The 24,113-nt window shown below is 41.1% G+C and carries 27 protein-coding genes and 1 tRNA gene; 8 read left to right on the top strand and 20 right to left on the bottom strand.

Features of this window, described 5'->3' with window-relative positions:
* Positions 1-67 precede the first annotated feature (67 nt).
* The 11 genes from F8R90_RS22650 to F8R90_RS22610 form a co-directional block, all read right to left on the bottom strand.
* Entirely contained in the window at positions 68-1,579 is a 1,512-nt protein-coding gene (locus F8R90_RS22650; RefSeq protein ID WP_196512548.1) for an AAA family ATPase, read from the bottom strand.
* 193 nt (positions 1,580-1,772) lie between these two features.
* Positions 1,773-1,994 carry a hypothetical protein gene (locus F8R90_RS33055; protein WP_230966644.1) on the bottom strand — a complete coding sequence of 74 codons (222 nt, stop codon included), beginning with the start codon at positions 1,992-1,994 and terminating at the stop codon, positions 1,773-1,775.
* A complete protein-coding gene (locus F8R90_RS33050; protein ID WP_230966642.1) occupies positions 1,958-2,782 on the bottom strand; it encodes an ATP-dependent nuclease in 825 nt (274 codons plus the stop codon). The genes F8R90_RS33055 and F8R90_RS33050 overlap by 37 nt, the downstream gene beginning before the upstream one ends.
* 201 nt (positions 2,783-2,983) lie before the next feature.
* Entirely contained in the window at positions 2,984-3,220 is a 237-nt protein-coding gene (locus F8R90_RS33045; protein WP_230966633.1) for an AAA family ATPase, read from the bottom strand.
* A gap of 179 nt (positions 3,221-3,399) precedes the next feature.
* Entirely contained in the window at positions 3,400-3,924 is a 525-nt protein-coding gene (locus F8R90_RS22640) for a YceD family protein (protein ID WP_196512547.1), read from the bottom strand.
* A gap of 202 nt (positions 3,925-4,126) precedes the next feature.
* Positions 4,127-4,654, bottom strand: a complete 528-nt coding sequence (locus tag F8R90_RS22635; protein WP_196512546.1) for a Jag family protein — start codon at positions 4,652-4,654, stop codon at positions 4,127-4,129.
* Positions 4,651-5,802, bottom strand: coding sequence for a membrane protein insertase YidC (yidC, locus tag F8R90_RS22630; protein ID WP_190889756.1), 1,152 nt, complete (start codon positions 5,800-5,802; stop codon positions 4,651-4,653). Before yidC ends, F8R90_RS22635 begins: the two co-directional genes overlap by 4 nt.
* Before the next feature lie 232 nt (positions 5,803-6,034).
* Positions 6,035-6,427, bottom strand: coding sequence for a PH domain-containing protein (locus tag F8R90_RS22625; RefSeq protein WP_109009000.1), 393 nt, complete (start codon positions 6,425-6,427; stop codon positions 6,035-6,037).
* A complete protein-coding gene (rnpA, locus tag F8R90_RS22620) occupies positions 6,414-6,836 on the bottom strand; it encodes a ribonuclease P protein component (protein ID WP_196512545.1) in 423 nt (140 codons plus the stop codon). The genes F8R90_RS22625 and rnpA overlap by 14 nt, the downstream gene beginning before the upstream one ends.
* 26 nt (positions 6,837-6,862) lie before the next feature.
* Entirely contained in the window at positions 6,863-6,997 is a 135-nt protein-coding gene (rpmH, locus tag F8R90_RS22615; RefSeq protein WP_094327629.1) for a 50S ribosomal protein L34, read from the bottom strand.
* A gap of 137 nt (positions 6,998-7,134) precedes the next feature.
* Positions 7,135-7,647, bottom strand: a complete 513-nt coding sequence (locus F8R90_RS22610; protein ID WP_190889749.1) for a DUF2808 domain-containing protein — start codon at positions 7,645-7,647, stop codon at positions 7,135-7,137.
* Between the two features lie 761 nt (positions 7,648-8,408).
* Between F8R90_RS22610 and F8R90_RS22605 the strand changes: the two genes are divergently transcribed.
* The 4 genes from F8R90_RS22605 to F8R90_RS22590 all read left to right on the top strand — a co-directional run bounded on the left by F8R90_RS22605 (position 8,409) and on the right by F8R90_RS22590 (position 12,099).
* Positions 8,409-9,575 carry a Re/Si-specific NAD(P)(+) transhydrogenase subunit alpha gene (locus F8R90_RS22605; protein WP_196512544.1) on the top strand — a complete coding sequence of 389 codons (1,167 nt, stop codon included), beginning with the start codon at positions 8,409-8,411 and terminating at the stop codon, positions 9,573-9,575.
* A gap of 31 nt (positions 9,576-9,606) precedes the next feature.
* Positions 9,607-9,900, top strand: a complete 294-nt coding sequence (locus F8R90_RS22600; protein ID WP_069071329.1) for an NAD(P) transhydrogenase subunit alpha — start codon at positions 9,607-9,609, stop codon at positions 9,898-9,900.
* On the top strand, positions 9,897-11,303 hold the full coding sequence (locus F8R90_RS22595; RefSeq protein WP_196512543.1) for an NAD(P)(+) transhydrogenase (Re/Si-specific) subunit beta: 1,407 nt from the start codon (positions 9,897-9,899) through the stop codon (positions 11,301-11,303). Before F8R90_RS22600 ends, F8R90_RS22595 begins: the two co-directional genes overlap by 4 nt.
* A gap of 277 nt (positions 11,304-11,580) precedes the next feature.
* On the top strand, positions 11,581-12,099 hold the full coding sequence (locus F8R90_RS22590; RefSeq protein WP_230966631.1) for a hypothetical protein: 519 nt from the start codon (positions 11,581-11,583) through the stop codon (positions 12,097-12,099).
* 125 nt (positions 12,100-12,224) lie between these two features.
* On the opposite strand, the gene F8R90_RS22585 is transcribed toward F8R90_RS22590, so the two are convergent.
* From F8R90_RS22585 to petN, 7 genes are all read right to left on the bottom strand, one after another.
* On the bottom strand, positions 12,225-12,479 hold the full coding sequence (locus tag F8R90_RS22585) for a hypothetical protein (RefSeq protein ID WP_196512579.1): 255 nt from the start codon (positions 12,477-12,479) through the stop codon (positions 12,225-12,227).
* Positions 12,464-12,913: a type II toxin-antitoxin system VapC family toxin gene (locus F8R90_RS22580; protein ID WP_196512542.1), complete on the bottom strand. Its 450-nt coding sequence runs from the start codon at positions 12,911-12,913 to the stop codon at positions 12,464-12,466. Before F8R90_RS22580 ends, F8R90_RS22585 begins: the two co-directional genes overlap by 16 nt.
* Before the next feature lie 6 nt (positions 12,914-12,919).
* Positions 12,920-13,246, bottom strand: a complete 327-nt coding sequence (locus tag F8R90_RS22575; protein WP_196512541.1) for a hypothetical protein — start codon at positions 13,244-13,246, stop codon at positions 12,920-12,922.
* Positions 13,247-13,399: 153 nt separating this feature from the next.
* Positions 13,400-13,615, bottom strand: coding sequence for a hypothetical protein (locus F8R90_RS22570; protein ID WP_196512540.1), 216 nt, complete (start codon positions 13,613-13,615; stop codon positions 13,400-13,402).
* Positions 13,616-13,624: 9 nt separating this feature from the next.
* Positions 13,625-16,774 carry a GAF domain-containing protein gene (locus F8R90_RS22565; RefSeq protein WP_196512539.1) on the bottom strand — a complete coding sequence of 1,050 codons (3,150 nt, stop codon included), beginning with the start codon at positions 16,772-16,774 and terminating at the stop codon, positions 13,625-13,627.
* Between the two features lie 152 nt (positions 16,775-16,926).
* Complete coding sequence (locus F8R90_RS22560) at positions 16,927-17,088, bottom strand: hypothetical protein (protein WP_190889737.1); 162 nt, start codon at positions 17,086-17,088, stop codon at positions 16,927-16,929.
* A 7-nt stretch (positions 17,089-17,095) separates the two neighbouring features.
* Complete coding sequence (gene petN, locus F8R90_RS22555; RefSeq protein ID WP_012408302.1) at positions 17,096-17,185, bottom strand: cytochrome b6-f complex subunit PetN; 90 nt, start codon at positions 17,183-17,185, stop codon at positions 17,096-17,098.
* Positions 17,186-17,463: 278 nt separating this feature from the next.
* Between petN and F8R90_RS22550 the strand changes: the two genes are divergently transcribed.
* From F8R90_RS22550 to F8R90_RS22535, 4 genes are all read left to right on the top strand, one after another.
* Positions 17,464-19,350: an ATP-binding protein gene (locus tag F8R90_RS22550; RefSeq protein ID WP_196512538.1), complete on the top strand. Its 1,887-nt coding sequence runs from the start codon at positions 17,464-17,466 to the stop codon at positions 19,348-19,350.
* Positions 19,351-19,380: 30 nt separating this feature from the next.
* Positions 19,381-20,643 carry a hybrid sensor histidine kinase/response regulator gene (locus tag F8R90_RS22545; RefSeq protein WP_196512537.1) on the top strand — a complete coding sequence of 421 codons (1,263 nt, stop codon included), beginning with the start codon at positions 19,381-19,383 and terminating at the stop codon, positions 20,641-20,643.
* Positions 20,644-20,768: 125 nt separating this feature from the next.
* Positions 20,769-21,203 (top strand): hypothetical protein, encoded by a 435-nt coding sequence (locus F8R90_RS22540; protein ID WP_196512577.1) that lies wholly within the window; start codon positions 20,769-20,771, stop codon positions 21,201-21,203.
* Between the two features lie 47 nt (positions 21,204-21,250).
* A complete protein-coding gene (locus F8R90_RS22535; RefSeq protein WP_196512536.1) occupies positions 21,251-21,814 on the top strand; it encodes a 3'-5' exonuclease in 564 nt (187 codons plus the stop codon).
* A gap of 89 nt (positions 21,815-21,903) precedes the next feature.
* Here F8R90_RS22535 and F8R90_RS22530 read toward each other — a convergent pair whose 3' ends face one another.
* Positions 21,904-23,547, bottom strand: a complete 1,644-nt coding sequence (locus F8R90_RS22530; protein ID WP_196512535.1) for a purple acid phosphatase family protein — start codon at positions 23,545-23,547, stop codon at positions 21,904-21,906.
* Between the two features lie 449 nt (positions 23,548-23,996).
* Positions 23,997-24,070, bottom strand: a tRNA-Pro gene (locus F8R90_RS22525).
* Positions 24,071-24,113 lie beyond the last annotated feature (43 nt).

Genomic DNA, 24,113 nt, shown 5'->3' with positions numbered 1-24,113 from the left:
GATTAACTGTTGACTATTGACTAGCAATTCTTAACTAATCAATTATTGTAGCTACTGTTGAATGGGTTCACGTAGTGCGCCGGAGGCGTTCGCTCAAAGGACTATGTTTAGATGCTAAACGCGCTCTTCCAGCAGCAGCCCATTCTTGGAGTTGCTGAATTTGCTCTACGGCAGTTCGCGCCAAAGGGATGATCTGACTAGCTGCCTCTAAAATGTCGTCAGTAGCAAAGTCGCGGTTTTGGCTAAATCCAATATGCATCGCTTCAATTAAAGTTTGCTCAATCTCTGCCCCAGAAAAATCAGGCGTTTCGTATGCTAACCTTTCGATGTCATAACTTTTTAAGTTATGGGGGCGCAATCGGGATAAATGAACATCATAAATTGCTTTTCTCTCTTCTTGGGTAGGCAACCCCACAAAGAAAATTTCATCAAATCGCCCCTTACGGAGCATTTCCGGTGGTAAGGCTTGGATGTCGTTGGCGGTGGCGACGACAAAAACGGGTGAGCTTTTTTCGGCTAGCCAGTTAATAAAAGTGCCAAAGACACGGCTGGCTGTTCCTGCATCACCTTTGCTACCAAGTCCGGCAAAGGCTTTATCTATTTCATCAATCCACAAAATACAGGGGGCGAGGGCTTCAGCTACTTGGATCATTTGGCGAGTCCGAGATTCTGATTCACCCACCAAACCACCAAATAACCTTCCCACATCCAGACGTAGCAAAGGTAAATGCCAGTGATGAGCGATCGCTTTTGCTGTTAACGATTTACCAGTTCCCTGAATACCCACCAACATTAAACCACGGGGGTGCGGTAATCCGTACTGTCGCGCCTTATCAGTAAATGAACCTCCCCGCCGAATCAGCCAGTCTTTCAAGTTATCCAGTCCGCCAATATCAGAAATTTGCTCAGTGGCGGGGTAAAAATCCAGGATTTGGGTTTGGCGGATAGTTTGGCGCTTTTCTTCCAAAACGAGATCCACGTCTTCTGGTTGCAATTCACCGTGGGTAGCGATCGCTCTTGCCAAAACCCGCCGAATCCTTTCCATCGAAAGCCCTTGACAAGAGCGCACTAAGTCATCTAAGACTTTGCCAGAAAGGGAATTACCAGTACTTTGTAGCAAGCGATCTACCTCAGTTTTAATTTCTGGGGCGGCGGGTAAGGGAAACTCGACGACTGTCAAAACTTCGGTTAAGTCGTCAGGAATGGCGATGCGTGGCGACAGTAGGACAATATTTTTTGGTTGCGACTTGAGGAGTCTGGACAGGTTGCGGAGTTTGCGGGCGATCGCTACATCATCTAAAAAGCGATGATAATCTCGGAGAATCAATACCGCAGGTGCGGAAGCTGGTAATTTTTCGATGAATTCCAAAGCTTGTAGGGGGTTACGTCGCCCAAACCCAACATCATTGGGGTTTCCTTGGTAGCCATCGACAAAATCCCAAGTATAAACAGGGCGATTACCTTGGTTAGTTGCTTCTTCCCGAATAGCTGCTTCTACCCGTTCCTCCTCATAGGTGGGAATATAAATCAACGGGTAACGGGCGCGTAGCAGCAGTTTAAACTCTTCACGGAAGTTCATATTTGGCTTTGGTTATTTGTTATTCTCTCATTGTTCAGGTTTGTATCGCCTCTCACAACTAAAAAACCAACATCTACCAGTTCATAGCGTTTGCGAGTGCGATCGCTCTATCTGAGATATACCTCAAGGGTGAGTGATTGTTATTTTGTGGTGAGCATCATGAGATAATCAGTATAAAAATAAGCAATTATTTTTAATTAAGCATATTTGCCACTTCTTTTGCTAGCTCAAGCAGGAAATCAAGTTTATTATCAACTAGCCATTTTGTAATTTTGTAAGAATGTTTTATTTTTTTATAATTTATTTTTCTTTCAGAAAAGTTTGAAAAAAGTTGTTCTAGAATCCTAGATGCATTAATTTTATATAACCATTCTTCTCCTAAAAGTCCTTCTTCCTGCTTCTTTTTTCTAGCCATTCTTCAACATCAGCACTGGTAATGTTTTGAAGTGGTTCTTGCAGAGATTGATTATCTTCATTAAAGACTGCTGCTATTGCCTCTGAATCAATTAGGTAGTTTTCATACATACACCGAGAGAGAAATTCAACAGGTTTTGTACTTCTTTCTCGCAAAACCTGCTTATTTTCTTCAGTCCTATTCTCACTATCCAATAGAAATCCAATAGCAGGTGGAAATATGTTTGCTCCCTCACTCAGCTTGTTATAAATATCAAATATGATCTGAGCGCGTGTTCCTTGTAAATCACCTGTATTCTTAACAGCAAGAATTTTAGTGCCATTTAATTGCCTATGTACTACTTTCTCCAGTATCAGTAGAAAACATTTCTCCTCAGTTTGTCCTTCTACCCAGAGAATGCTATCAGCACCGAAAACATCGGATAATCTAACTCCAAGTTCAGCTAGTATATCGTTTTGTGACTTTATCTCTTTTGTATTTATTACTGATGCAGTTGTTGCACAATCTTGATATTGAAGCTTGATAATAGTAGATGGATTCGCAGATGCGATAATTTCTGGCGAATGAGTAGCAATAAAATATTGGTGCTGTGGAAATTGTTTAATAGTTTCTATAAGTTTTTTAGCTGCACCTGGATGTAAGAATGATTGTGGTTCATCAATAATGATAGTACGTGGATCTTGAGAGGTAATCAAAATGCATAAAATTACCAGAACTTGACTTACTCCAGTTCCACATGATGCAAGTGGGAATGATAAGTCATCTCTTTCACTCTTAGGGCGTGTCATCAATTAGGTAAACTAAAAAGATAATTTTATTTCTATAGGCTCAGGACTATCTAAAAAATCTCTAAATATTTTAAAATTATGCCTTAATGAAATCTCATGACGTTCGAGTGGATTATCTTCGTAATTAAAGTATATTTCTGGTGATGCATGAATTCCAACTGGAGACGTACTTTGTTGTATGAAAGACCGTAATTCTTTTTTTTATAAGGTTAAATAAACCTCAATTATTGATTTCTCTTTTATTATTGAGGATTTATTTGGTAACGTTTTTAAACTTAAATGTGGTTGGTTATCAAAATTTAGTGTAAGTGCTTCAAGTAAAGAAGTTTTGCCTGAATTATTTTGCCCAACAATGATATTGATACCTGGAGTAAATTCTATTAGACCAGAATCGAGATATGACTTATAATTAAATACTTTAAACTTGGATATAAACATTTTAGATCAATAAAATTGTGAGGACATTTTAGAATATTACAAGATTCAAAATCCCTTTGATAAAAAATATTTAGATATACTAGTTATGCAAAAAAATAAATTAGAAACCCGACTTCTGTAAGAAATCGGGTTCTATGTAAATCTCATAAATTAACTGAGAAAACTACTAGATTACGTTACTACCCCGGAAGTTGCTTTTTCAGTGCTTCCAGAGAAGCCCAACGGTTATCAACTGGAGTTTCAGGACTATCAGAACTCTGAGAACTCTCAGCAGTAATTGCAGGAATACCTGGACAATTGCGATCACACAGCTGGCGCTGGGGTACTGCCAAGCACATCTGCTCATACAGCCATTCGTTGGGATAAAAATAACCATCGGGTGGTAGAGTTTCAAGTAAATCTTCCATAACTACTTCCCTTTCTAAGGGCAAGTCTTTTAGCTGATTTGCAGTTTCGTCTAACCAGATGATTTCCTTTGTATCAAGCCCTAAACGTCGATTGTATTGCTGCAAACAGCGGTTGCAGGTACAAGTAATAATTGTTTCTGCCTGACCGGACACTTCCAAGTAATTGCCATGATGCTGCACGCGCACATGACCGCGAACTGGTGTTAATGTTTCCAAACCAGGCAGAAATTCCTGAACCTGAACTTCCTCTGTCCGCTCCGGGGCTTTAGCTAGCTGCGGAATATAAATAGCGTCCATAGGATTTGTGAGACATTCTCACTAAAAATTTATCTTGATTATCAGCAATTCTACTGATGCTACATCTTTATTTTAGCTTTTAGGAACAAGAGGAATTTTGAAATTATATAGTTATGAACTTCAATAAACTCCTAACTTTGCCAATTTTAGATTTTGGATTTTGGATTGAATCTAAAATCTAAAATCCAAAATTGAACAACTCCTAACTCCTAACTTCTTCCAAAGAAGCTGGACGGACAACCAAATGACGATGTGGTTCTTTACCGCGACTGAAGGTTTCTAAATCTCCAAATTCCTTCAAGAATGTATGGATTTGACGCCGTTCAGCAGAACTGAGGGATTTGATTTCCACTTCTCTACCAGAAAAGCGCACTTCATCGGCTGCTGCTTCTGCTAATGCGCGAATTTCGGCTTCTCTTTTGACGCGGTAGCCATTCAACTCAATGGTGTAAGAAGCTTGTTCTTCAGGGGGTTGGCTTAAGTTTAAAACCGAATTTGCTAGATACTGAATCGCATCTAGCACAGAGCCATCAGCACCAATTAAGACCTGGATTTGCTCTGACGTTAAATTAGTTTGGTCAATTGTCAACCAGTAGTTATCTGGTTCTGGAGAATCGCCATCTTGAGATTGGGCAGTTTCTAAATGACCTTGAATCTCAGCAGGTATTCCAGTGAGTTCTAGCAAGGTTTTTAACCACTGCTGACCTCGCTCCATCGAAATGTTGCTCATGATCCCCCTGTCGCCTTTTTCTTGGCGCTTTTTGGTTCAAATGGCAATGCCTTTTGTTCTGCAACTACTGCTTCTTTCTCTTGAGTTTCTACGATTTTTTGCAGTTCTTCTGGTAGAGGTTCGCGGGAGAGAAGATAAGTTTGTGCAGTTTGGAAAATATTACCAATCACCATATACATCAGCACCCCAGCTGGTAAGGGGAAGAACAAAAACATCCCAGAAAAAATAACTGGAGTGATTTTGTTAACTGTATCCTGTTGCGGATTGCCACCACTGGAGTTTTGTCCAGAAAGCATTTGGCTAACATAAAGGCTGATTCCAAAGGAGACGATCATGGCGACGATATCCCAGTGGATTGTGCCATCTGGATCAGTTGCGCCAACTCTGCCTAAGGCATCAATAAATAGAAAACCTTTTTCTGCTGCTAGTCCAGGAATTGTTCCTTGAATAGTTACTTCTCCAGGCTGCAAGGCTTCTACATTACCCTCGGCATCAATTTTTACCCTATCTTCACCTTTAGTGACTTTCCAATCAGGAATCAGGTTGTTTTCTGGGTGTTCTGCTAAGAGTACCTGAAATGGTTTGCCCTCAGTAGTCTGATATTGGATCTTAGTTTGTTCTCCCACCGCTAGTTTGTTACCACTGGGAAGGATGGCAGCTACTTTAACGTGTTCTCCATCAGCAATGTAAATATTTTGAGGAGCAGTAGCAAAGGCTTGCGGTTGAATTTGTTCGATTTGTTCTGCGGGAAGGATTTGTAGGTTAACGCTATAGTTAGCACCTGCAAAAGGCGAACCCCGCAAAGTGGCAAACAGCGCTAATAAGACCGGCATTTGTACTAGTAATGGAAAACAGCCTGCTAAGGGGTTGCCAAATTCTTTCTGAACATTGACCATTTCCTCCTGCTGCTTTTGCGGTTCATCCTTATAGCGCTCTTTGATTTCTGCCATCCGCTTCTGCATCAGAGGTTGTACAATTCGCATCTTCCGCATGTTGCGAATTGAGCCAGCACTCAGGGGATAGAGCGCGAAGCGGACTATCAGGGTCAAAGCAACGATCGCCAATCCGTAGCTAGGCACAATACCATAGAAAAAATCTATGATTGGCAGCATCACGTTGTTCGAGAGAAAGCCGATACCAAAATCCATTATTCTGAATTCAACCTGAGGTACTGTAAACTGACTGAATCTAATTTATCTAAATCATAAATTATGTGCGACTACCCTTCGCTACGGATAGCCGCACATCCCAAAAAAGGAAGTGGGGAATAGGGAGTAGGGAATTAGGAGTGGTATGTAGTTTTTGGTAAGTGGGAAGTTCTTAACTTTGGATTTTATCTGAGTAAATTTTGCATTCCCTACTTCCTACTCCCTACTCTCATCACTTGTTAGCAGCTGCGCTATATTCAGGATTTTTCGCAGCAATTCTTTCGTTGATGTAGTCATAAACTTCCCGAAACTTAGGAATTGCCCGCAATTCAAGACGACTGCCGTTTCTTAGGGTTAACACCATATCTCCCCATAAGCCAATGCCACGGGGGACTGTGACAACTTTGACAATTTCTGAGTAAATTATGTCAGTGCGATCGCGTCCCTGCCAACCTCCTGTCACGGTAATCCGGCGATCGGTGATGCGGAAACGCAGCCACAATGCTCTGACAATTGCCCCAACTGTTAATGGTATCCCGACAATGGTTAGCCCAATCAACAGGTTGACAATTAAATCCCCAATGTGGGGGCCACCTTCATAATAAACATCTTCACGAATTCCCATCGAACACCTCAGCTTGTGCCAACAACTGCTCTAATTCTTGCAGAAATTGTGGGCTTACGCACTTAGATTCTGCTGCTGTGGGTTTGACAATGAACACTAGCCGCCATCCTGGTGATAATTTGGGCAGCAAGTTATGTAAAGCAGAAGTAATTTGCCGTTTGATTCGGTTGCGAACCACTGCCCTTTTGCTTACTTTTGTGCTTATGGAAATACCAATCCGCGTGCTGGCAAGATGTGCTGAGTCACTTGCTTGTGTAGTCTGGGTGGCAGTGTCCAAAGAAGGTTTTGTTGAACATAACGGCTTTAAAGCTCTCAATGTTAAATAAGAGCCATGACGCCGAATCCCTTCTCGGAAAACTGCCTGGAAATCCTTGCGGGATTTTAGCCGATTTGCTTTAGGCAAAGCCACAGATGCTCTTTTAGCTTACATACGCCCTAAACGCTTAGACGGTGACGACCCTTTCTTCTCCTGGCACTAATCACGTTTCTGCCGTCTGGTGTCCGCATTCTGGCACGAAAACCAGAGGTTCTTTTTCTCTTACGGCTGGTGCCGCCTAGTGTTCTTTTCATACTCTTCTCCTCTTAGGTGATTTTTATAAAAACTCACAATCTGCAATTGTATCACTTTACTAGTGAATTGGAAATCGGGAATTGGGTATTGGAAATTGGTTACACCCCCATCACCCTCTATCCCCATTTCTCCACTTTTAATTGATGCTCAAGATCCATGTTCCCATGTAGCGCAATAGTGGCACATCACCAGGGGAGAGTACTTGACAGTTAAAATAGTAAATTCCGCCGAAGGCTGGGTTTTTCACGTTAGATAAGACTACCTCAACTGCGCTACCTGCTGGCACCGGCTCTTGGGGGAAAATATTAATCAGCTTACCTTCTTTGTCCCACTTCACCTCAGAAAGCGGAACAGCTTTGCCTTTGACTCGGACTTCAATGTTTTTCTGGTCAAAAGTTCCTTTGTAATAATCAGGGTAAGTAATGGCAAATTGACCAACTGCCAATTTCATTCTTTGGGCTGGAATCCTCAATATGTATCTATCCCAACCATTAGCTTGTCCACCAAAATCTAACCGGAAGGGTAGTTGATTTTCGCTTTTAATGCCGCTAAATAGCGTAAATCCAGGTAAACTTTGTGCCCAAGTCAGGGCTGGAAATACAGTCACTAAACAGCTAGTCACGGCTAAAGCGGAAAGTAAACGTCGCATAATTGGGCTTCCTCTACCAAAATATAAATCTGTTATCTAAATAACCGTGTGTTAGTATTCGTTACTAAAGTTTACTACTCACTTCCTGACAATTGACGTCCAGTAACAACAAAAAGTGCCATCTTCCCTGATGTTTGGGCGACAGCAAAATTACTTAGTATAAATTCAACACGCAATCAATTTACTTCATGACCCTTACAGGGTGCTGATTTGATGACTAGATTGGTCAAATTTGGAACTAAATAGAAACACAGTTGGGATTGGATTGTGTTTCTAAATATGTATAAGTGTATCTAAATTTGAGAATTTTGTTATAAAAATTGAGGCGTGGCATCAGCGATCGCCTGTTAACTTGGGCTAAATTGATTAAAATAAGTTGGAATCTAAAGTCAGTAATCATTAAAATTTGATTGGGAAATTATAAAGCTTTCAAAATTTGGTCAATATTACTCTATAAGAAAGGAATACCAAAATTTCTCAATCCCGAAAACAAGCTGAAGATAAAGATGCAAAATTTGGGAATCAATTTAGGATGTGCAATACGTAACCCTGTTTGCAACTATCTGAAAATATGACATCTGCGAGCGGCAAAGTCAGGCTTTGCCTGGATAGCTAAGAGTGGGAGAGGAAAGTTTCAAGGTTCAATCTACAAGTAAAAGTCATGGCTGATTTTGCCGCCTAAGTATTATGAGTGCGGGATATCGCTCATCTAGACAATCGCTTACTTGGCAGAGATTAGGTATTTATCTTCAGGAGATTTCATGAGAATAGCAGTTGCTAAAGAAATTGAAGTTTGTGAACGTCGTGTGGCATTAATTCCTGACACCGTTGCCCGATTGGTAAAACAAGGCTTGGAAGTGTGGGTAGAAGCAGGTGCAGGAGAGCGATCTTTTTTCAGTGATCCTGACTATGAAGCAGCAGGAGCAACAATAATTAGCGATACTGCCAAATTATGGGGCGAAACAGATATTTTACTGAAAGTTAGCCCACCACAAGAACGAGAAGATGGACGCTCAGAAATTGATTTTTTAAAGGAAGGGGCTGTATTAGTCAGTTTCCTCAATCCTTTGGGAAATCCTGTTGTAGCACAGCAACTAGCAAATCGGAAAGTCACAGCCTTGAGTATGGAGATGATTCCCCGTACTACCAGGGCGCAAAGTATGGATGCTTTGTCCTCGCAAGCTTCATTAGCAGGTTACAAAGCAGTATTGATTGCCGCAGCTGCATTACCTAAATATTTCCCGATGCTGACAACAGCTGCAGGAACGATCGCTCCAGCGAAAGTATTTATTATGGGCGCTGGTGTAGCCGGATTGCAAGCGATCGCTACCGCTAGACGCTTGGGAGCAGTGGTAGAAGCCTTTGATATCCGTCCCGCCGTCAAAGAAGAAGTGCAAAGCTTAGGGGCAAAATTCGTTGAAGTCAAATTAGACGAAGAAACCGTCGCTGCTGGCGGTTACGCCAAGGAAATTTCTGAGGCTAGCAAACAACGTACCCAAGAAGTTGTCGCCGAACACATTAAAAATTCTGATGTAGTGATTACCACCGCCCAAGTTCCTGGGAGACAAGCACCACGCCTAGTTACAGAAGAAATGGTGGCACAAATGAAACCAGGTTCAGTAATTGTAGATTTGGCTGCTGAACAGGGTGGTAACTGCGCCTGTACCGAACCCGGCAAAGATATTGTGTGGAACGGCGTAACAATTATCGGCCCCATCAACCTCCCATCATCGATGCCAATTCACGCCAGCCAATTGTATGCCAAGAACGTCACATCGTTGATGCAATTGCTAATTAAAGACAAAGCTTTGCAGGTGGACTTTAGCGACGACATCGTTGACGCGGCTTGCGTTACCCACGCTGGTGAAATTCGCAATCAACGAGTGCGGGATGCGTTACAAGCTTTGAGCGGTGTTGGAGCAGGTTAGTAGCCAAATTACCATAAGGAGTTTTGATTTCATGACAGAGGCATTACTTGCTGCTTTGTTTGTATTTGTTTTGGCATCTTTTATCGGCTTTGAAGTCATCAACAAAATACCACCGACTCTACACACGCCCTTAATGTCAGGCTCAAACGCGATTTCTGGGATTGCGGTACTTGGAGCAATAGTTGCTGCTGGTGCAAAAGACACAAGTGTCTCAGTAATTCTCGGTTTGATTGCTGTAATACTGGCGACAATCAACGTTGTGGGTGGTTTTTTAGTGACAGACAGAATGTTGCAAATGTTCAAGAAGAAGGAGATTAAGGCGTGAGCGACTTTTTACCAACTGGCATTCAGCTGACGTATTTAGTCGCTGCATCGTTATTCATTCTGGGCTTAAAAAAGCTGGGATCACCTGCTACAGCGAGGAACGGGAATATTGTAGCGGCTGTGGGGATGCTGCTAGCGATCGCAGCAACAATGCTGGATCAGCATGTGTTGAATTACGAGATGATATTGTTGGGCTTGGCGATTGGATCGGGAATTGGTGCGATCGTTGCCTACAAAGTCCAAATGACCGAAATGCCCCAAATGGTGGGTTTACTCAACGGTTTGGGCGGTGCGGCTTCCGCATTAGTAGCTGTTGCCGAATTTTGGCGGTTATTGGATAGTTCTCAGGCGATACCGCTAGATGTCAATATTTCCATGCTGTTGGACGTGTTAATCGGTGGTGTTACCTTCACAGGTAGTTTTCTCGCCTTTGCCAAATTGCAAGGTTTAATTAGCGGTTCTCCGATTACATTTCCGTTTCAGCAACCATTTAACCTCTTGCTTCTGGGTGCTTATATAGTAGGTAGTGCCTACTTAATCATCACACCAGATAGCTTACCTATATTCTTGGGAGTGGTTGGTGTTTCTTTAGTGTTGGGCGTGATGTTCGTCATCCCCATTGGTGGCGGCGATATGCCAGTGGTAATCTCGCTGTTGAACTCGTTGTCAGGTGTGGCGGCGGCGGCGGCTGGGTTCGTGGTGATGAACAACATGTTAATCATCGCTGGTGCTTTGGTGGGAGCATCTGGCTTAATCCTCACCGAGATTATGTGTAAGGCGATGAACCGCTCCTTATTTAGTGTGCTGTTCAGCGCTTTTGGTACAGGTTCTAGTTCTGGTGGTGGTGCTGCAAGTGGTGGCGCAACCGATCAAAGCGTCCGCAGTATCGATCCTGAAGAAGGGGCGATGATGTTGGGTTATGCGCGTTCTGTGGTAATCGTGCCCGGTTATGGTATGGCAGTTGCCCAAGCGCAACATAGCGTCCGGGAATTGTCAGATCAGTTAGAAAAAATGGGCGTTGATGTCAAGTATGCCATTCACCCCGTTGCTGGGAGAATGCCGGGGCACATGAATGTGTTGCTGGCAGAGGCAAATGTGCCTTATACGCAGTTGTACGACATGGATGATATTAATCCCCAGTTTGATCAAGCTGATGTGGCTTTAGTAATTGGGGCAAATGATGTGGTCAATCCAGCGGCGCGGAGTGATACAAATAGCCCGATTTATGGTATGCCAATTTTGGAAGTAGATCGGGCGAAGCAGACGATTGTAATTAAGCGCGGGATGAGTACGGGTTTTGCCGGTGTAGATAATGAGTTGTTCTACAAGGATAAAACTACGATGCTTTTTGGTAGTGCGAAGGATATGGTGGCGAAGTTGGTTTCGGAAGTGAAGCAACTTTAAGAGAAACGAACCGCGTTCGCGCAGCGTCTCGTAGAGAAGGGCGTGAAGTAAAGAAAGAATGTAGAGAGTTTGCTTGCTTTGGGAGTGTGATGCTTCTGAGGCAAGTTTTTTTGTGGGAAAGTTGCCTCATGCAAAGGTACAAAGAATAGAAAGTCTATTTATTATAAAGTTGATAATTTAGGAAAATTTTCAGTTTGGTTATTTTACTTGACATTCCATGTATACTCAATTACTTTTGACTAACAAATTTTAATTTTTCAAGTAAAATAATAGAGTTATGTTAAGTCAAGTTTTTTTTAATGATAAGCTTATAAAAAAAAGAGTCGATACATTTTATGGATATGGTAATTATAAAGGAAATTATTGGTTTATTGGTATAGAAGAAGCAGGAGGAGATTTTAACGAAATTAATAAAAGAATAGAAAAATGGTCAGAGAGAGAACAGAAGGAAATAGAAGATATTGCAGAATATCATGAAGCTATCGGATATGGGGCGAGTTTTAAACCAGGTGCAAAATTGGATGTGCCAGTCTGGAGGACATTAATTCGTATTATATTGAGTGCTAAAGGAAAAGATAATATTGACCTAGAAGATATCCGTAAATATCAAATAGAGGAACTAGGTAGAAAAGATAAAGAGACTTGTTTGTTAGAATTATTACCTTTACCTTCACCATCTCTTAAACATTGGATATATGGTGAATATTCTAAGCTTACTTTTTTATCTAATAGAGATACTTATGAAAATTATTGTCTTGAAAAGCGAATAAATCATATTAGTCAAAGAATAAAATAACATCAACCTAAAGCTGTTGTTTTCTATGGTATAGGATATGAATATTCTTGGAGAACAATAACTGAAAAAATAACTGATGTTGAGTTCTCACCAACTTCAGAAGGTTTCTTAATTTGTAGAAATAGTCAGACTGTGTTTGTTATAGCTAAACATCCTGTAGCTATAGGTGTAACAAATGAATATTTCCATAATATTGGTAGATCAATTACTACTAAAATAGCGGAAAAGCCATTATTTGCGTAGTTTGTGGCTCGTTTAAAAAAGGTGATCGCCAAAACTCCACAGTGCGTAGGCATTCGCGTAGCGTCTCGTAGAGAAGGCATCGCTTGTAAAATCTTCAGCGTGCAATCGCTCGGTTCATTTTCTAAATTTCTTGCCATTCTCTAGCATCAATAAAAATAGATAGATGTTTTTTATTGCTTGTGGCAATAATAACCTCATGCCCATAATTAGCAACTAAAATAGATTGAGATGCCAAAATTACATCACCATCTAAAGCTTTATTATCTGCTGTAGATTTTCCTTGATTTCTTACTTGGGCCCATAACTCTGCTGCTTTCAACATTACTTCTGTTGTAATAGGAAGATAGATAATTTCTGACTTTAGTTGATTAAGTTTTCTAATTCCTGATAATTTATTTGCCCTTATTAATTCCCGTCTAATTTCATAATCTATAATTTCTGGTAAAATTACTTCATATCCTCTCTCAAATAGCGTATAAAACCATTCTTGACATTGCACAGCTAGAGGCGTTGCTTTTGGATTAGTAATTAATCCCACAGGTGCAGAATCTAAGATAATAACCTTACTCATCCTATTTTAAATAGAAATACCTTTCATAGATTCAATAATTTCTAAAGTTTGTTGTTGTTCTTCTTGTTCATCTAACTCATTCCATGACTCAAATATTTTTTTGATGATTGTTTTCCTTTCTTCTTGTTTGACAGCATCACTCTGATTAATTTCATTAAGAGCATTTTCCCAGTTATTTAATGATGTCTGTTTCATCGTCACGCTTTGACGAAATAGACGGACAATTTGTAGTAATTCTGGTAGATATTCTTCTGGAGTTTGTTGAATTTCTACTAATAGTTCAGTGCGTGGTGTAGTTGATGATTGTGCTGTGAGCGGTTGATTATTGTTCATAAATACCTTGCAAGTAGATAATTTAAAAACAGGAGTAGATATTAATCAGTTTGAGCACTGGTAGTTATATTATATTTTAGCGTGAATAGCTATTTTAGTTTACTGAGAACGTCCCGACGCTTACATGGTATTGAACTGATCAAGAATCGTTTCCTAATCGAGTGTGCCTATTGCGTGGGATAAAAAAGCGATCGCTAGCTTTTTATTGAAATGCGTAGGCAAAGCCCGGCGTAAGCATCGTACTCTGTGTTCTCTGCGTCTCTGTGGTTCGTTAAAAATAGCGTAGGCGTTCGCGTAGCGTCTCGTAGAGAAGCCCGCCGTTGGCGTTCGCGCAGCGTGTCGTAGACAAGCCTCTCGTAGAGAAGGCATTGCTTTTTCTTAGCTAACTGTCCGTTTCATTGGGATTTCTATCCAGAACTCACAGCCATTACCCGCTTCAGAAATACACTTGATATTACCACCGTGTTTTTCCACAATAATTTGGTAGCTGATAGATAACCCCAAGCCAGTACCTTGTCCAGGTTGTTTGGTGGTAAAGAAAGGTTCAAAAATGCGCGATCGCATGATCTCTGGAATCCCACAACCATTGTCAGCAATGCAAATCAGAATAGTATTCCCTTCGATGACTTTTGTACGAATAAAAATTTTAGGGTTGTCAATTATTTTTCCAGCTTTCTCTGAGTTTTCCAGTGCGTCGATCGCATTGTTGAGAATATTCATAAACACCTGATTCATCTGGGCTGCATAGCAGACTACTGGAGGCAATTCACCATATTGTTTAACTACCTCAATCGCAAAAGAATCAGTCTGTGGTTGCAGTCGATGTTGTAAAATCAACAAAGTACTGTCGATGCCTTCATGGAGATCAACGGGCTTCATTCCTGTTTCATCAAGTCGAGAAAAACTTCGCAACGACAAAACTAATTGAGAGATCCGATCTGCCCCCATTTTCATTGAAGTAAGGATTTTGGGCAAGTCATCACTAATGAAATCTAAATCCAATGCTGCTACTTGTTTTTGAATTTCTCCTGTTACCTTAGGATACTGTTTCTGATAAAGGCGCAGTAATTTAAATAAATTTTCGGCATGTTCCGTAACATAGGTGATGTTGCCGTAAATGAAACTAATCGGGTTATTAATTTCATGTGCTACACCAGCAACCAACTGCCCTAAGCCTGCCATTTTTTCACTTTGAATTAACTGGCTCTGAGTGTTCTGTAATTCTTTAAGAGTCTTGGTGATTTCTTCTGTTTGACGTTGAGTTTGTTCAAGTAATTCCGCTTGCTGAAGTCCTACCCCTAACTGAGTACCAATCTGCATCAACAAATCTACCTCATCTTCTTGCCAATCACGGGGTTTTATATTTTGATAAGCTGCTAATAATCCCCAAAGTGTCTCACCCTGAAAAATCGGCACAATTATATATGCCCTAGCCTCCATTAACTCGAGCAAGGCAATATGACAGATAGAATAATTAGCGCTGTAAATATCTTTAATGACAATACTTTTACCATTGGCAAAGTTTCTGCCTTGGGTTTCTTGCAAGTAATCATCTGCGTAGGCGTAGCCCGTCGTAGACATCGCAGGTACAATTTCCCTTATAGGTGTCCAACCTTGGGCTAAAGACTCAGCAACAAATTCGCCACTCCAATCAGCCCGGAATCGATAGATTGTCACTCTCTCAACTTCCAATAACCGCCGCACTTCTTCTGTACTGGTGGCAAAGATGGTGTCAATATCAAGAGACTGACGAATTTTCTCTACTGTTGCGGCTAAGGCCTTCTCTCTTTCGGCCGCTTTCCGTTCTCGTTCGGCGGCTTTAGCCAGTTTTTGGGCTTGCACTTGCATCTGTTTCAAAGTTTCAGCTTGCTGCAATGCTACCCCCAATTGAACGCCAACTTGTGCTAGCAAGTTGATTTCCTCATCTTGCCAATAACGGGGCTGGGAGTTTTGATAAGCTACTAACAATCCCCACAACTTCTCGCCCTGAGAAATTGGGACAAAAACTTCATTGCGTGCATACTTACCCGCTTGCTTTCCTTGCACAAGAACGCCTTCTGTCACAGGCTGCGGCTTAACGATTGGTGTCCAGCCATCAACAATAGAATCAGCGACAAATTCGCCACTCCAATCAGGATAGAAGCGGTAAATTGCGACTCGTTCCACTTCTAATAGCCGACGGACTTCTTGAGTTGTGGTTTTAAAGATGGCTTCAATTTCCAGAGACTGACGAATTTTTTCTACGGTGTTCGCCAACGCTCTTTGCCTTTCAGCAGCCTTACTGATCTCTGCTGCTTGGATTTGCATTTGTTGGATAAATTCCGCTTGCTGCAAAGCCACGCCTAGTTGTGTACCTACTTGGGTAAGCAAGTAAACCTCATCTTTTTGCCAATCACGGGTTCCAGCATTTTGGTACACTGCTAGCAAGCCCCAGAGTTTCTGACCGTGATAAATGGCAATGATCACATAAGCTCTTGCTTGATAAATTTCTAAGATTTTAATGTAGCAGTCGCTAAAGCCTGAATTGTAAATATCATTACAAACACGGTACACTTCACAGCTGCTAAAGCTACTACCTTCAGTATCTTGTAAGTAGGTATCAGCAACGGGAGGTTTAGCCAAATCTTTGGCACTACATTCACTGACGTTTTCACTCAATTCCGGGCGCTGGAATTGTTCATCTATGAGAGAAATCCAACCCTCTGCCACTGATTCAAACACAAATTCACCACTCCAATCTGGATTGAAGCGATAGATAGCCACGCGGTCAGCATTTAGCAGCTGTCTAAGTTCTGCGGTGCTTGTGCGGAAAATGCTTTCCAAGTCTAGGAATTGGCGAATTTTCTCAATGGTTATGGCTATAGTTCTTTGCCATTGGGCTGCTTTTTCTCTGGCTTTTGCTTGTGCTAGTTCTGCTGATTGTAGTTTTACTTGTTCCAGGTAATCTGCTTGCTGTAAAGCAACTCCTAGATGTTCGGCGATTAATTGCACAAACTCAATTTCTGATGCTTCCCATTGCCGAGGACTACTACACTGATGAATACACAGCAATCCCCATAAATCTTTACCTTTCATCAAGGGGGCAGTTATATTGGCACGTACCTGAAATCTTTCTAGAATCTGGACGTAGCAATCACTGGTATTAACTTGATAAATATCAGTTATTGCTCTAATCCGACCTTGCTGATATAGTCCTGCAAATTCCTCACTAAAGCAGTGGTCGCGCAGTTTAGCTGCTAGTGCCGAATCCCACTCTGTTGCCACATCTTCATAGATAAATTCCCCTTCCCATGCCAAATCAGGATAAAAACGAAACACGCCAACCCGATCAGTTTTCAGAAGTTGGCGGACTTCAGTGACTGTAATTTTGAAGATCACGTCTATATCTAGAGACTCGCGAATGCGGGCGATAACTCCAGACAAGGCTTTTTGTTGCTCATTCTGACGCAAGGAGGATGTCACATCTGAATGAGATTCTTGCTGTTCTGAATTGGGTGGTATGGGTTGAGTAGTAGAGGAGTTTTCCATTCCCAGTGGGACTTTAAATATTGAAAGTCTTCTATCTCATGATTCCCCTAGCGATCGCAAAGGTAACAATTATTTCCTTAGAATGCCAAAAAACAGTGTAGGGACACGATAATATCGCGTCCCTACAAGAAGATTTTTCAACCACGAGAAAATTATCGCCGCTTGGGAGTGGCGCTGCGGCTGGTGCGTTTTTCTTCATCTCGGCGACGGCGATCGCGCCAATCTGCCAGGGTTAAATAACCAATACCACCAGTGACTACTACGAGCAGCACTACGGCAACTAAAGCTAAAATACTCAAAAATGGACTTTCCACGATGCCTCTACAGTCCGTTACGTCCCCAAACTACCATTGCAATTGACCAAGTGAACACAACTAACAGTGATACCCAACCTAGTGTCAAAATCTCCATAGTCCCGCTTTTCAAATAATTACAAAAGGTTTCTAATATTTATCATACAGGGATTGGGCAGGCTGAGATTTTTTTATAAATGACATTGTAACTTTGGCGTGCGATGTCTACGACGGGCTACGCCTACGCAAAGAAGACACAATATTTTCTTGGTACGCTAGTACTTGACGCAATCATGAAAACCAATATAAAAAATTAGCGATCGCGCTTTCCCAGTTAATAGTTTGGGAATACTAGGGTTACGGGTATATCTTTCCAATCCAGAAACCCCTAGTATCATGCTGACATTTCTCAACTATCCTTTCCACTCTGATGGTTTTATTCCCCACGGACATTGTTATCTCTGGCAAACTGGATTAGTTTGGCTCCACATTATTTCTGATGCCACGATCGCTTTTGCTTATTATTCTATTCCGTTCCTACTGATTTACTTTATTTCCAAGCGCAAAGACGTTCCTTTCAATGGAGTATTTTTGTTATTTGGTGCTTTTATCATTGCCTGCGGTACTGGACACTTGATGGATATTTGGACGCTTTGGCATCCAGACTATTGGGTTGCAGGTGGTTTAAAAGCTTTAACTGCCATTATTTCAATATACACGGCATTTGCGTTATTTTATCTCATGCCTCAAGCTCTAACACTACCTAGCCCTGCCCAGTTAGAAGTTATCAATCAAGCACTTACAACTGAAATTGTAGAGCGTAAGCGCATTGAAAAAGAACTACGCCTTGCACAGGAAATCACTCAAAACTCCAGCCAAGCCAAGAGTGAATTTCTCGCCAATATGAGTCATGAATTACGCACACCTCTGAACGGTATTTTGGGTTATACACAAATTCTCCAACGCACAGAATCTTTGAGCGATAAAGGACGCAAAGGAGTCAGCATCATTTATCAATGTGGTTCTCATCTTTTAACGCTAATTAATGATGTTCTGGATCTCTCCAAGATAGAAGCCCGGAAACTAGTATTGTATCCTGTTGATTTCTACTTGCCTGCCTTTATTGATAGCGTAACTGAAATTTGCCGCATCCGGGCAGAACAAAAGGTCATCGCATTTCACGTTGAACTTGATCCTGATTTACCAACGGGCATTCATGCTGATGAAAAACGCTTGCGGCAAGTACTGATTAACTTGCTTAGTAATGCGATTAAATTTACTAATCAAGGCAGTGTTACCTTTAAAGTTCAGGTCATTGGTCAAGAATCAAATACCAATGGAAAAACTAACTACAAAATTCGCTTTCAGGTAATAGATACTGGCACAGGTATAATCTCTGAACAAGCCGAGAAAATCTTCCAACCCTTTGAGCAAGTGGGCAATCAGAAACGACAATCTGAAGGTACAGGTTTGGGATTAGCAATCAGCCAAAAAATTGTTTTGTTGATGGGTGGTCAAATTCAGGTGCAAAGTGAATTTGGCAAAGGTAGCACTTTTTGGTTTGAGGCAAAATTGCCAGAATCTAAAGACTGGGCAAAAGTTTCCAGAGTGGTTGAACAGGGAACAATTATTGCTTATCAAGGACAAAGGCGCACCATTTTGATTGCAGATGACAAATGGGAAAACCGATCAGTAATTGTAAATTTACTAGAGCCAGTTGGGTTTACTGTTGTAGAAGCTAGTCATGGTCAGGAAGCATGGGAACAGGCTCTACTCTACAAACCAGACATGATTATCACTGACCTAGTGATGCCTATATTGAATGGATTTGAGTTGATCGAACGTTTGCGTCAGTCTGGGCCATTTAAAGAGATTGCTGTCATCGCTTCGTCAGCCAGCGTATTTGCAATCGATCAACACAAGAGTATTGATGTAGGTGCAGATGCATTTCTACCAAAGCCTGTAGAAGCTGAAACACTGCTGGAAATGCTACGGCAATTTTTGCAATTGGAATGGATTTTCGACGGTAAGATAGACGCAATAAAAAAAACTTATATAGGTGGTTTGGAGCAACCAGATGAGATAATTTATCCTGCCAAAGAGATTTTACAACAGTTACTCGATCTGACAAAAGACGGCGATATTCAAAAAATTTTGGAACTGGGTGAGGAACTTTCTACATCTGATGAACAGTTAACTGTTTTTGTCCAGCAAATCGTCCAGCTTGCTAGTAATTTCCAACTCAAACGTTTGGAAAATTTTATTCAACAATACATCAATTAATTTGAGTTAAATTTAAATTTTAAATTCATCATGAGCAAAACTCAAAATAACGGATTTATTTTGATTGTGGATGATAATCCAACAAATTTATCTGTCCTGTGTGCAGCACTTAATAGTGAGGGTTTTTGTTTTCGTGTTGCAGTCGATGGAGAAACTGCGATCGCTCAAGCCGAACGCAATCAACCAGAGTTAATTTTGCTGGATGTACAAATGCCCGGTATTGACGGATTTGAAACTTGTCGCCGCCTCAAAGCCAATCCTGTTACCCAAAACATTCCGATTATTTTCACCACTGCTTTAGCGGATACGGAAAGCAAAACGAAGGGATTTTCCCTAGGTGCAGTAGACTATATCCCTAAGCCGTTTGCACAAGAGGAAGTCATTGCTAGAGTGCGCGTGCATTTACAACTCAAACAATTGACTGAATCTTTGGAACAACAAGTTAGCGATCGCACCAAGGCTTTGCAACAAGCGCAAGTCCAAATGGTGCAGCAAGAGAAACTATCAACACTCGGAGAGTTAATCGCTGGTATTGGCCATGAAATCAACAACCCCATCAACTTTATTTCCAGTAATATTCCACCCTTGGAAGAATACATTGCAGGAGTATCCAAATTGCTCCTACTGTATAAACAAGAGTATCCAAACCCAACAGCCAAAATTACTGCTGCTATTGACGAATTGGATTTGAACTTCGTTCTCGAAGATATGGGAAAAATTTTGAACTCACTCCAGCTAGGAAGTGAACGAATTCAAGACCTTTCTAATTCACTCCGCAACTTCTCTCGCTCGGATAGTGATACAAAAATACCTGCTGATTTGCATCAAGGACTAGATAGTACACTAATGATTTTGCAACACCGCCTCAAGGCTAATGGCGATCGTCCCGGAATTAAAGTTATTAAAAATTATGGAGTATTACCAGAGGTAAACTGCTATTTAGGACAGATGAATCAAGTATTTATGAACATTATAGCAAATGCGATTGATGCCCTTGATGAAGCTATAATCCAAGGCAAAATGAGTAATATAATTCCTCAGATTCAAATTGCAACAGAAATAGATTCTGAACAATTGGTTGTAATTCGGATTGCTGACAATGGGATTGGTATTCCTGAACGGCTTAAAAAACGCTTGTTTGAGCCGTTATTTACCACAAAAAATGTTGGGAAAGGTACTGGACTTGGCTTGTCTATTGCATATCAAATAGTTGTAGAGAAACACGAAGGTGTATTAGAAGTCAATTCTCAATCAGGTATGGGAACTGAGTTTATTATCAAAATTCCCACATGAGAGTAGTATTTAATTAATTACACAACTGCTCTAACATTTATCATACTTAAGAGTAAGGACAAATTTCCCCAATATCTAATCCCTAATTTCTATATAGAGTGAACCCAACTTTAGATCCTCAATTAATGGCAGAACGAATAGAATCCCTGAAAGCTGGAGTAATTGGGGGTTTGTCTGTGTGTTTCAGTTTTGCGATCGCTAGTCTGTTGAATACTTTAGTACTAACAAAGTATTTTCAGACACTCGCATGTCTGCAAAGTGAGGTTGACTGGCACTTGTGGGTGAGTGGTGCAGTTGCAACTTTTACTGGTTTACTATTTGGTGTCACCTACCGCTATATCATCCGCTCAGATAAAAATCCCCAACTCAAAGCTGGTGGTGTGCTGGCCTTTGGCTTAGTGCGGGGATTAACTCAGATAGAACTTGGGTTGAATTCCAGTAGCACAATTTGGCCCTTTTTGGTGTTGGCGGGAGAAAGTTTGTTATGGTTTACGTTTGCTGCGATCGCTCTTGATATTGCGATTCAACTCCGTTGGGTTAAACCTTTTTCATCAATCTAAATTCATATCTCTCTAAATGTAGATAGAATTTATCATTAATATTTAATATGGAAACTAAAATAGCCCATTATTATTTGATAGTCGATCTGGAGGCTACGTGCTGTGACAATAAGACTATTCCCCGTCATGAAATGGAAATCATCGAAATTGGTGCGGTGATGCTAAATCGAACAACGTGGGAAATTGATTCAGAATTTCAGCAATTCATTCAACCTGTGAGACATCCGCAACTGACAGGCTTTTGCACCGAATTAACTAGTATTCGGCAACAAGATGTTGACAAAGCACCAAAATTTCTAGAGGTAATTTCTCGCTTCAAAGAATGGATTGATTTATTTCCCAATTATATTTTTTGTTCTTGGGGCAATTACGACAAAAAGCAATTTATTCAAGATTGCGCGTTTCATAATTTCCCTTATCCTTTTACTTCAAAACACATAAATATCAAAGAAGAATTTTCAGAATATCTTGGCGTGTCTAAAAAATTTGGCATGGCACAGGCTCTTGATGAGTTGGGGATAGAATTAAAAGGCACACACCATCGTGGCATTGATGATGCCCACAACATTGCATCTATCTACAGACAGATTAAAACCAAAAAACCAAACTAAATAATTGGAAAGTTTCTCATTTCCCAAAAGTCTCCTGGCTATTCCTAGCCTATGCTCTCTGAGACCCTTTCGGTACTTATCTGACTTGGTTATGAATTCAACTTAAATTCATCAAACTTCAATACTTCTGAATCAGGCTTGCGGGTATCAAAACGATAACTACTTATCGTACCCGTCCCCGTATCAAAGATACTAAAAACGGTAATATCATTACTCGCAATATAAGGCATCGGCTTCCCATCATCGCCCAGCAAAGGGGCAATTGTTGGCACTATCGGTTCTAACCCATTAGGATCACCAAGCTTAACATAATCCTCTTTATATCCAATTGGCACTTCTCGCTTTCTGTCACCCCAAGCAGCACCGTAAGTATTGCCCACATTAGATGTTTCCAGAAAGTGCATTCCACTGGAACTAACAAAGCGGTTCCACAAATGAGAATGCCCATAGAATACCAATTGCACATCAGATGCTTCTAGTAAAGGGACAACATCGCGCATAATATAATCTGCGTCTTTCGGGTACTCATAACGCACTGCTTTGATATTATTATCATCCCGTTCAATTACTTGAACTGGTTCTGTATAAGCAGGAACTATATTATCGCCCAGAGTGTGGGGTGGATGATGGAACATCACAACTTTGTATTTTGCTTGTTTAAACTCAGGGCTGTTGAGTTCTGCCTCTAGCCAATTATACTGCTTGCTGCCTTTAGCAATTGGCTCATAAATCAACTGTCCATAACCCCAATTTTCAGGATTATTTAAATCCTTTTCGGCTTCTCGATATCTACCCCTACCCTTTCCACTTAAGTTAGGAGTCCGCCACATATTCGTAGCGTACAGTACTACCAAACGTACATCACCAAAACTGACTGCATAATACCTTTTTCCACCCTCTTTACTTTTTGGTAAAGAGAAAATCTCTTCGTAGGTATTAGTATTAAAAGAATTATCTATTAAAGACTTGTCCCGGTAGATTTTTTGAGCAACAACACGGGGAATTGTATCATCAAATTCATCATTTAAACTTCCCATCCTGGCAAATCGCCCCATCACCTCATGATTACCAATGCAAGTAAACATGGGTGCGTGTTGAATTATTTGTCCACCAGTGTAGGTTGTCTTAACACCGTGGTGCATCATGTCATATTGAGCACGACCTTGTAAACCAGGAAACAACGCACCACCACTATTATCATCAAACCATTCTGAGGCGCGATCGCTAACATTTACCAAATCACCAGCAAACCATACCCCATCGACTCGTCCAATTGTTTCTACCACCTTTTGCAGATTTGCCGCCGTCATCGGCTTTAATTGATGGTCAGAGGTAAGTAAAATTCTTAGTGGTGTATCTGGTTTGGGAGTAGCTGCGAGGGTAAAAACATCACTGCTAACAGTTTCGTTGTCTTCTCGCACACTCGTGACACGATAGTTTATCCGCAAGCCAGGAGTTAACCCAGTCACTTCAGCCTCATGTCGCCAAATGTTACGCTGAACTGGTTTTTGATAAACTTGTCCGTCTTTGGTTTGGTTTGCAACTCTTGACTCCTGGTCTTCACGAGTGCGAGTAAGTTTGGTAGTATTTGCCTTAGCAGTTTGTTTAAGATTTTCACCGTAGGTTACTGTGTGATTAACACCAGCAAACTCAGTAAACCAAACTACTCGCACTGAGGTTGCAGTTGGCAGTTGCAAAAATGGGTCGGTGAGCAGTTGGGGTGCTGATGTCATAATTGTTTGCCCAAATGAACGCACACTTACCAGAGTAAAGCATATAACAAGCGCAAGCATAGCCACTGAGGAAATTTTACGGCTGCGTAAGCGTCTGAGCATGAGTAACATACCAAATTTTTTAGGGTATTCACCGACTGAACGCAATTTTATTATTACTCCCTTCCCGCTACAAGCTTACCTATAGCGTTTCTTGTTTGTATCCAATACACTCTGACCTCTCTTAAAAAATTGTTTTGGAGTCAATTTAAGTAAGAACGAGTGAATAAAGAAGTTTCTCGCCGAAAATTGACTGATGCAGTTGCTAATGAACTGAGTGCCAATTCCAATTATTATTTGTAGTGAAGTTTTGGAATAATTTTGTGCTCAGGATTTGGTATCGTCTTGCATACATCATTGAAAAACCTGCCAATCTTTTAAAAAGACTAGCAGGCATGGCTTATCATCAATCGGAGCGGCGGGATTCGAACCCACGACCTCCACTACCCCAAAGTGGCGCGCTACCAAGCTGCGCTACGCCCCGGTCAGAATTACTATCATATAGCAAAACTTTAGGATAATCAAGA

The sequence above is a fragment of the Nostoc sp. NZL genome, from assembly GCF_015714705.1.
GTDB classification, from domain to species: domain Bacteria; phylum Cyanobacteriota; class Cyanobacteriia; order Cyanobacteriales; family Nostocaceae; genus Nostoc; species Nostoc foliaceum_A.
This window is presented reverse-complemented; position numbering and strand designations above follow the sequence as displayed.

Coding starts and splice junctions, on each gene's coding strand:
- F8R90_RS22545 (WP_196512537.1), top strand. CDS start 19,381: ATGAGCAAAACTCAAAATAACGGATTTATTTTGATTGTGGATGATAAT.
- F8R90_RS22585 (WP_196512579.1), bottom strand. CDS start 12,479: ATGGCAAGAAATTTAGAAAATGAACCGAGCGATTGCACGCTGAAGATT.
- F8R90_RS22550 (WP_196512538.1), top strand. CDS start 17,464: ATGCTGACATTTCTCAACTATCCTTTCCACTCTGATGGTTTTATTCCC.
- F8R90_RS22535 (WP_196512536.1), top strand. CDS start 21,251: ATGGAAACTAAAATAGCCCATTATTATTTGATAGTCGATCTGGAGGCT.
- F8R90_RS22590 (WP_230966631.1), top strand. CDS start 11,581: ATGTTAAGTCAAGTTTTTTTTAATGATAAGCTTATAAAAAAAAGAGTC.
- F8R90_RS22635 (WP_196512546.1), bottom strand. CDS start 4,654: ATGAGCAACATTTCGATGGAGCGAGGTCAGCAGTGGTTAAAAACCTTG.
- F8R90_RS22650 (WP_196512548.1), bottom strand. CDS start 1,579: ATGAACTTCCGTGAAGAGTTTAAACTGCTGCTACGCGCCCGTTACCCG.
- petN (WP_012408302.1), bottom strand. CDS start 17,185: ATGGAGATTTTGACACTAGGTTGGGTATCACTGTTAGTTGTGTTCACT.
- F8R90_RS22580 (WP_196512542.1), bottom strand. CDS start 12,913: ATGAGTAAGGTTATTATCTTAGATTCTGCACCTGTGGGATTAATTACT.
- F8R90_RS22575 (WP_196512541.1), bottom strand. CDS start 13,246: ATGAACAATAATCAACCGCTCACAGCACAATCATCAACTACACCACGC.
- yidC (WP_190889756.1), bottom strand. CDS start 5,802: ATGGATTTTGGTATCGGCTTTCTCTCGAACAACGTGATGCTGCCAATC.
- F8R90_RS22565 (WP_196512539.1), bottom strand. CDS start 16,774: ATGGAAAACTCCTCTACTACTCAACCCATACCACCCAATTCAGAACAG.
- rpmH (WP_094327629.1), bottom strand. CDS start 6,997: ATGAAAAGAACACTAGGCGGCACCAGCCGTAAGAGAAAAAGAACCTCT.
- F8R90_RS22605 (WP_196512544.1), top strand. CDS start 8,409: ATGAGAATAGCAGTTGCTAAAGAAATTGAAGTTTGTGAACGTCGTGTG.
- F8R90_RS22530 (WP_196512535.1), bottom strand. CDS start 23,547: ATGACATCAGCACCCCAACTGCTCACCGACCCATTTTTGCAACTGCCA.
- F8R90_RS22610 (WP_190889749.1), bottom strand. CDS start 7,647: ATGCGACGTTTACTTTCCGCTTTAGCCGTGACTAGCTGTTTAGTGACT.
- F8R90_RS22600 (WP_069071329.1), top strand. CDS start 9,607: ATGACAGAGGCATTACTTGCTGCTTTGTTTGTATTTGTTTTGGCATCT.
- F8R90_RS22640 (WP_196512547.1), bottom strand. CDS start 3,924: ATGGACGCTATTTATATTCCGCAGCTAGCTAAAGCCCCGGAGCGGACA.
- F8R90_RS33045 (WP_230966633.1), bottom strand. CDS start 3,220: ATGTTTATATCCAAGTTTAAAGTATTTAATTATAAGTCATATCTCGAT.
- F8R90_RS22625 (WP_109009000.1), bottom strand. CDS start 6,427: ATGGGAATTCGTGAAGATGTTTATTATGAAGGTGGCCCCCACATTGGG.
- F8R90_RS22540 (WP_196512577.1), top strand. CDS start 20,769: ATGGCAGAACGAATAGAATCCCTGAAAGCTGGAGTAATTGGGGGTTTG.
- F8R90_RS33050 (WP_230966642.1), bottom strand. CDS start 2,782: ATGACACGCCCTAAGAGTGAAAGAGATGACTTATCATTCCCACTTGCA.
- F8R90_RS33055 (WP_230966644.1), bottom strand. CDS start 1,994: ATGGCTAGAAAAAAGAAGCAGGAAGAAGGACTTTTAGGAGAAGAATGG.
- F8R90_RS22570 (WP_196512540.1), bottom strand. CDS start 13,615: ATGCCTTCTCTACGAGAGGCTTGTCTACGACACGCTGCGCGAACGCCA.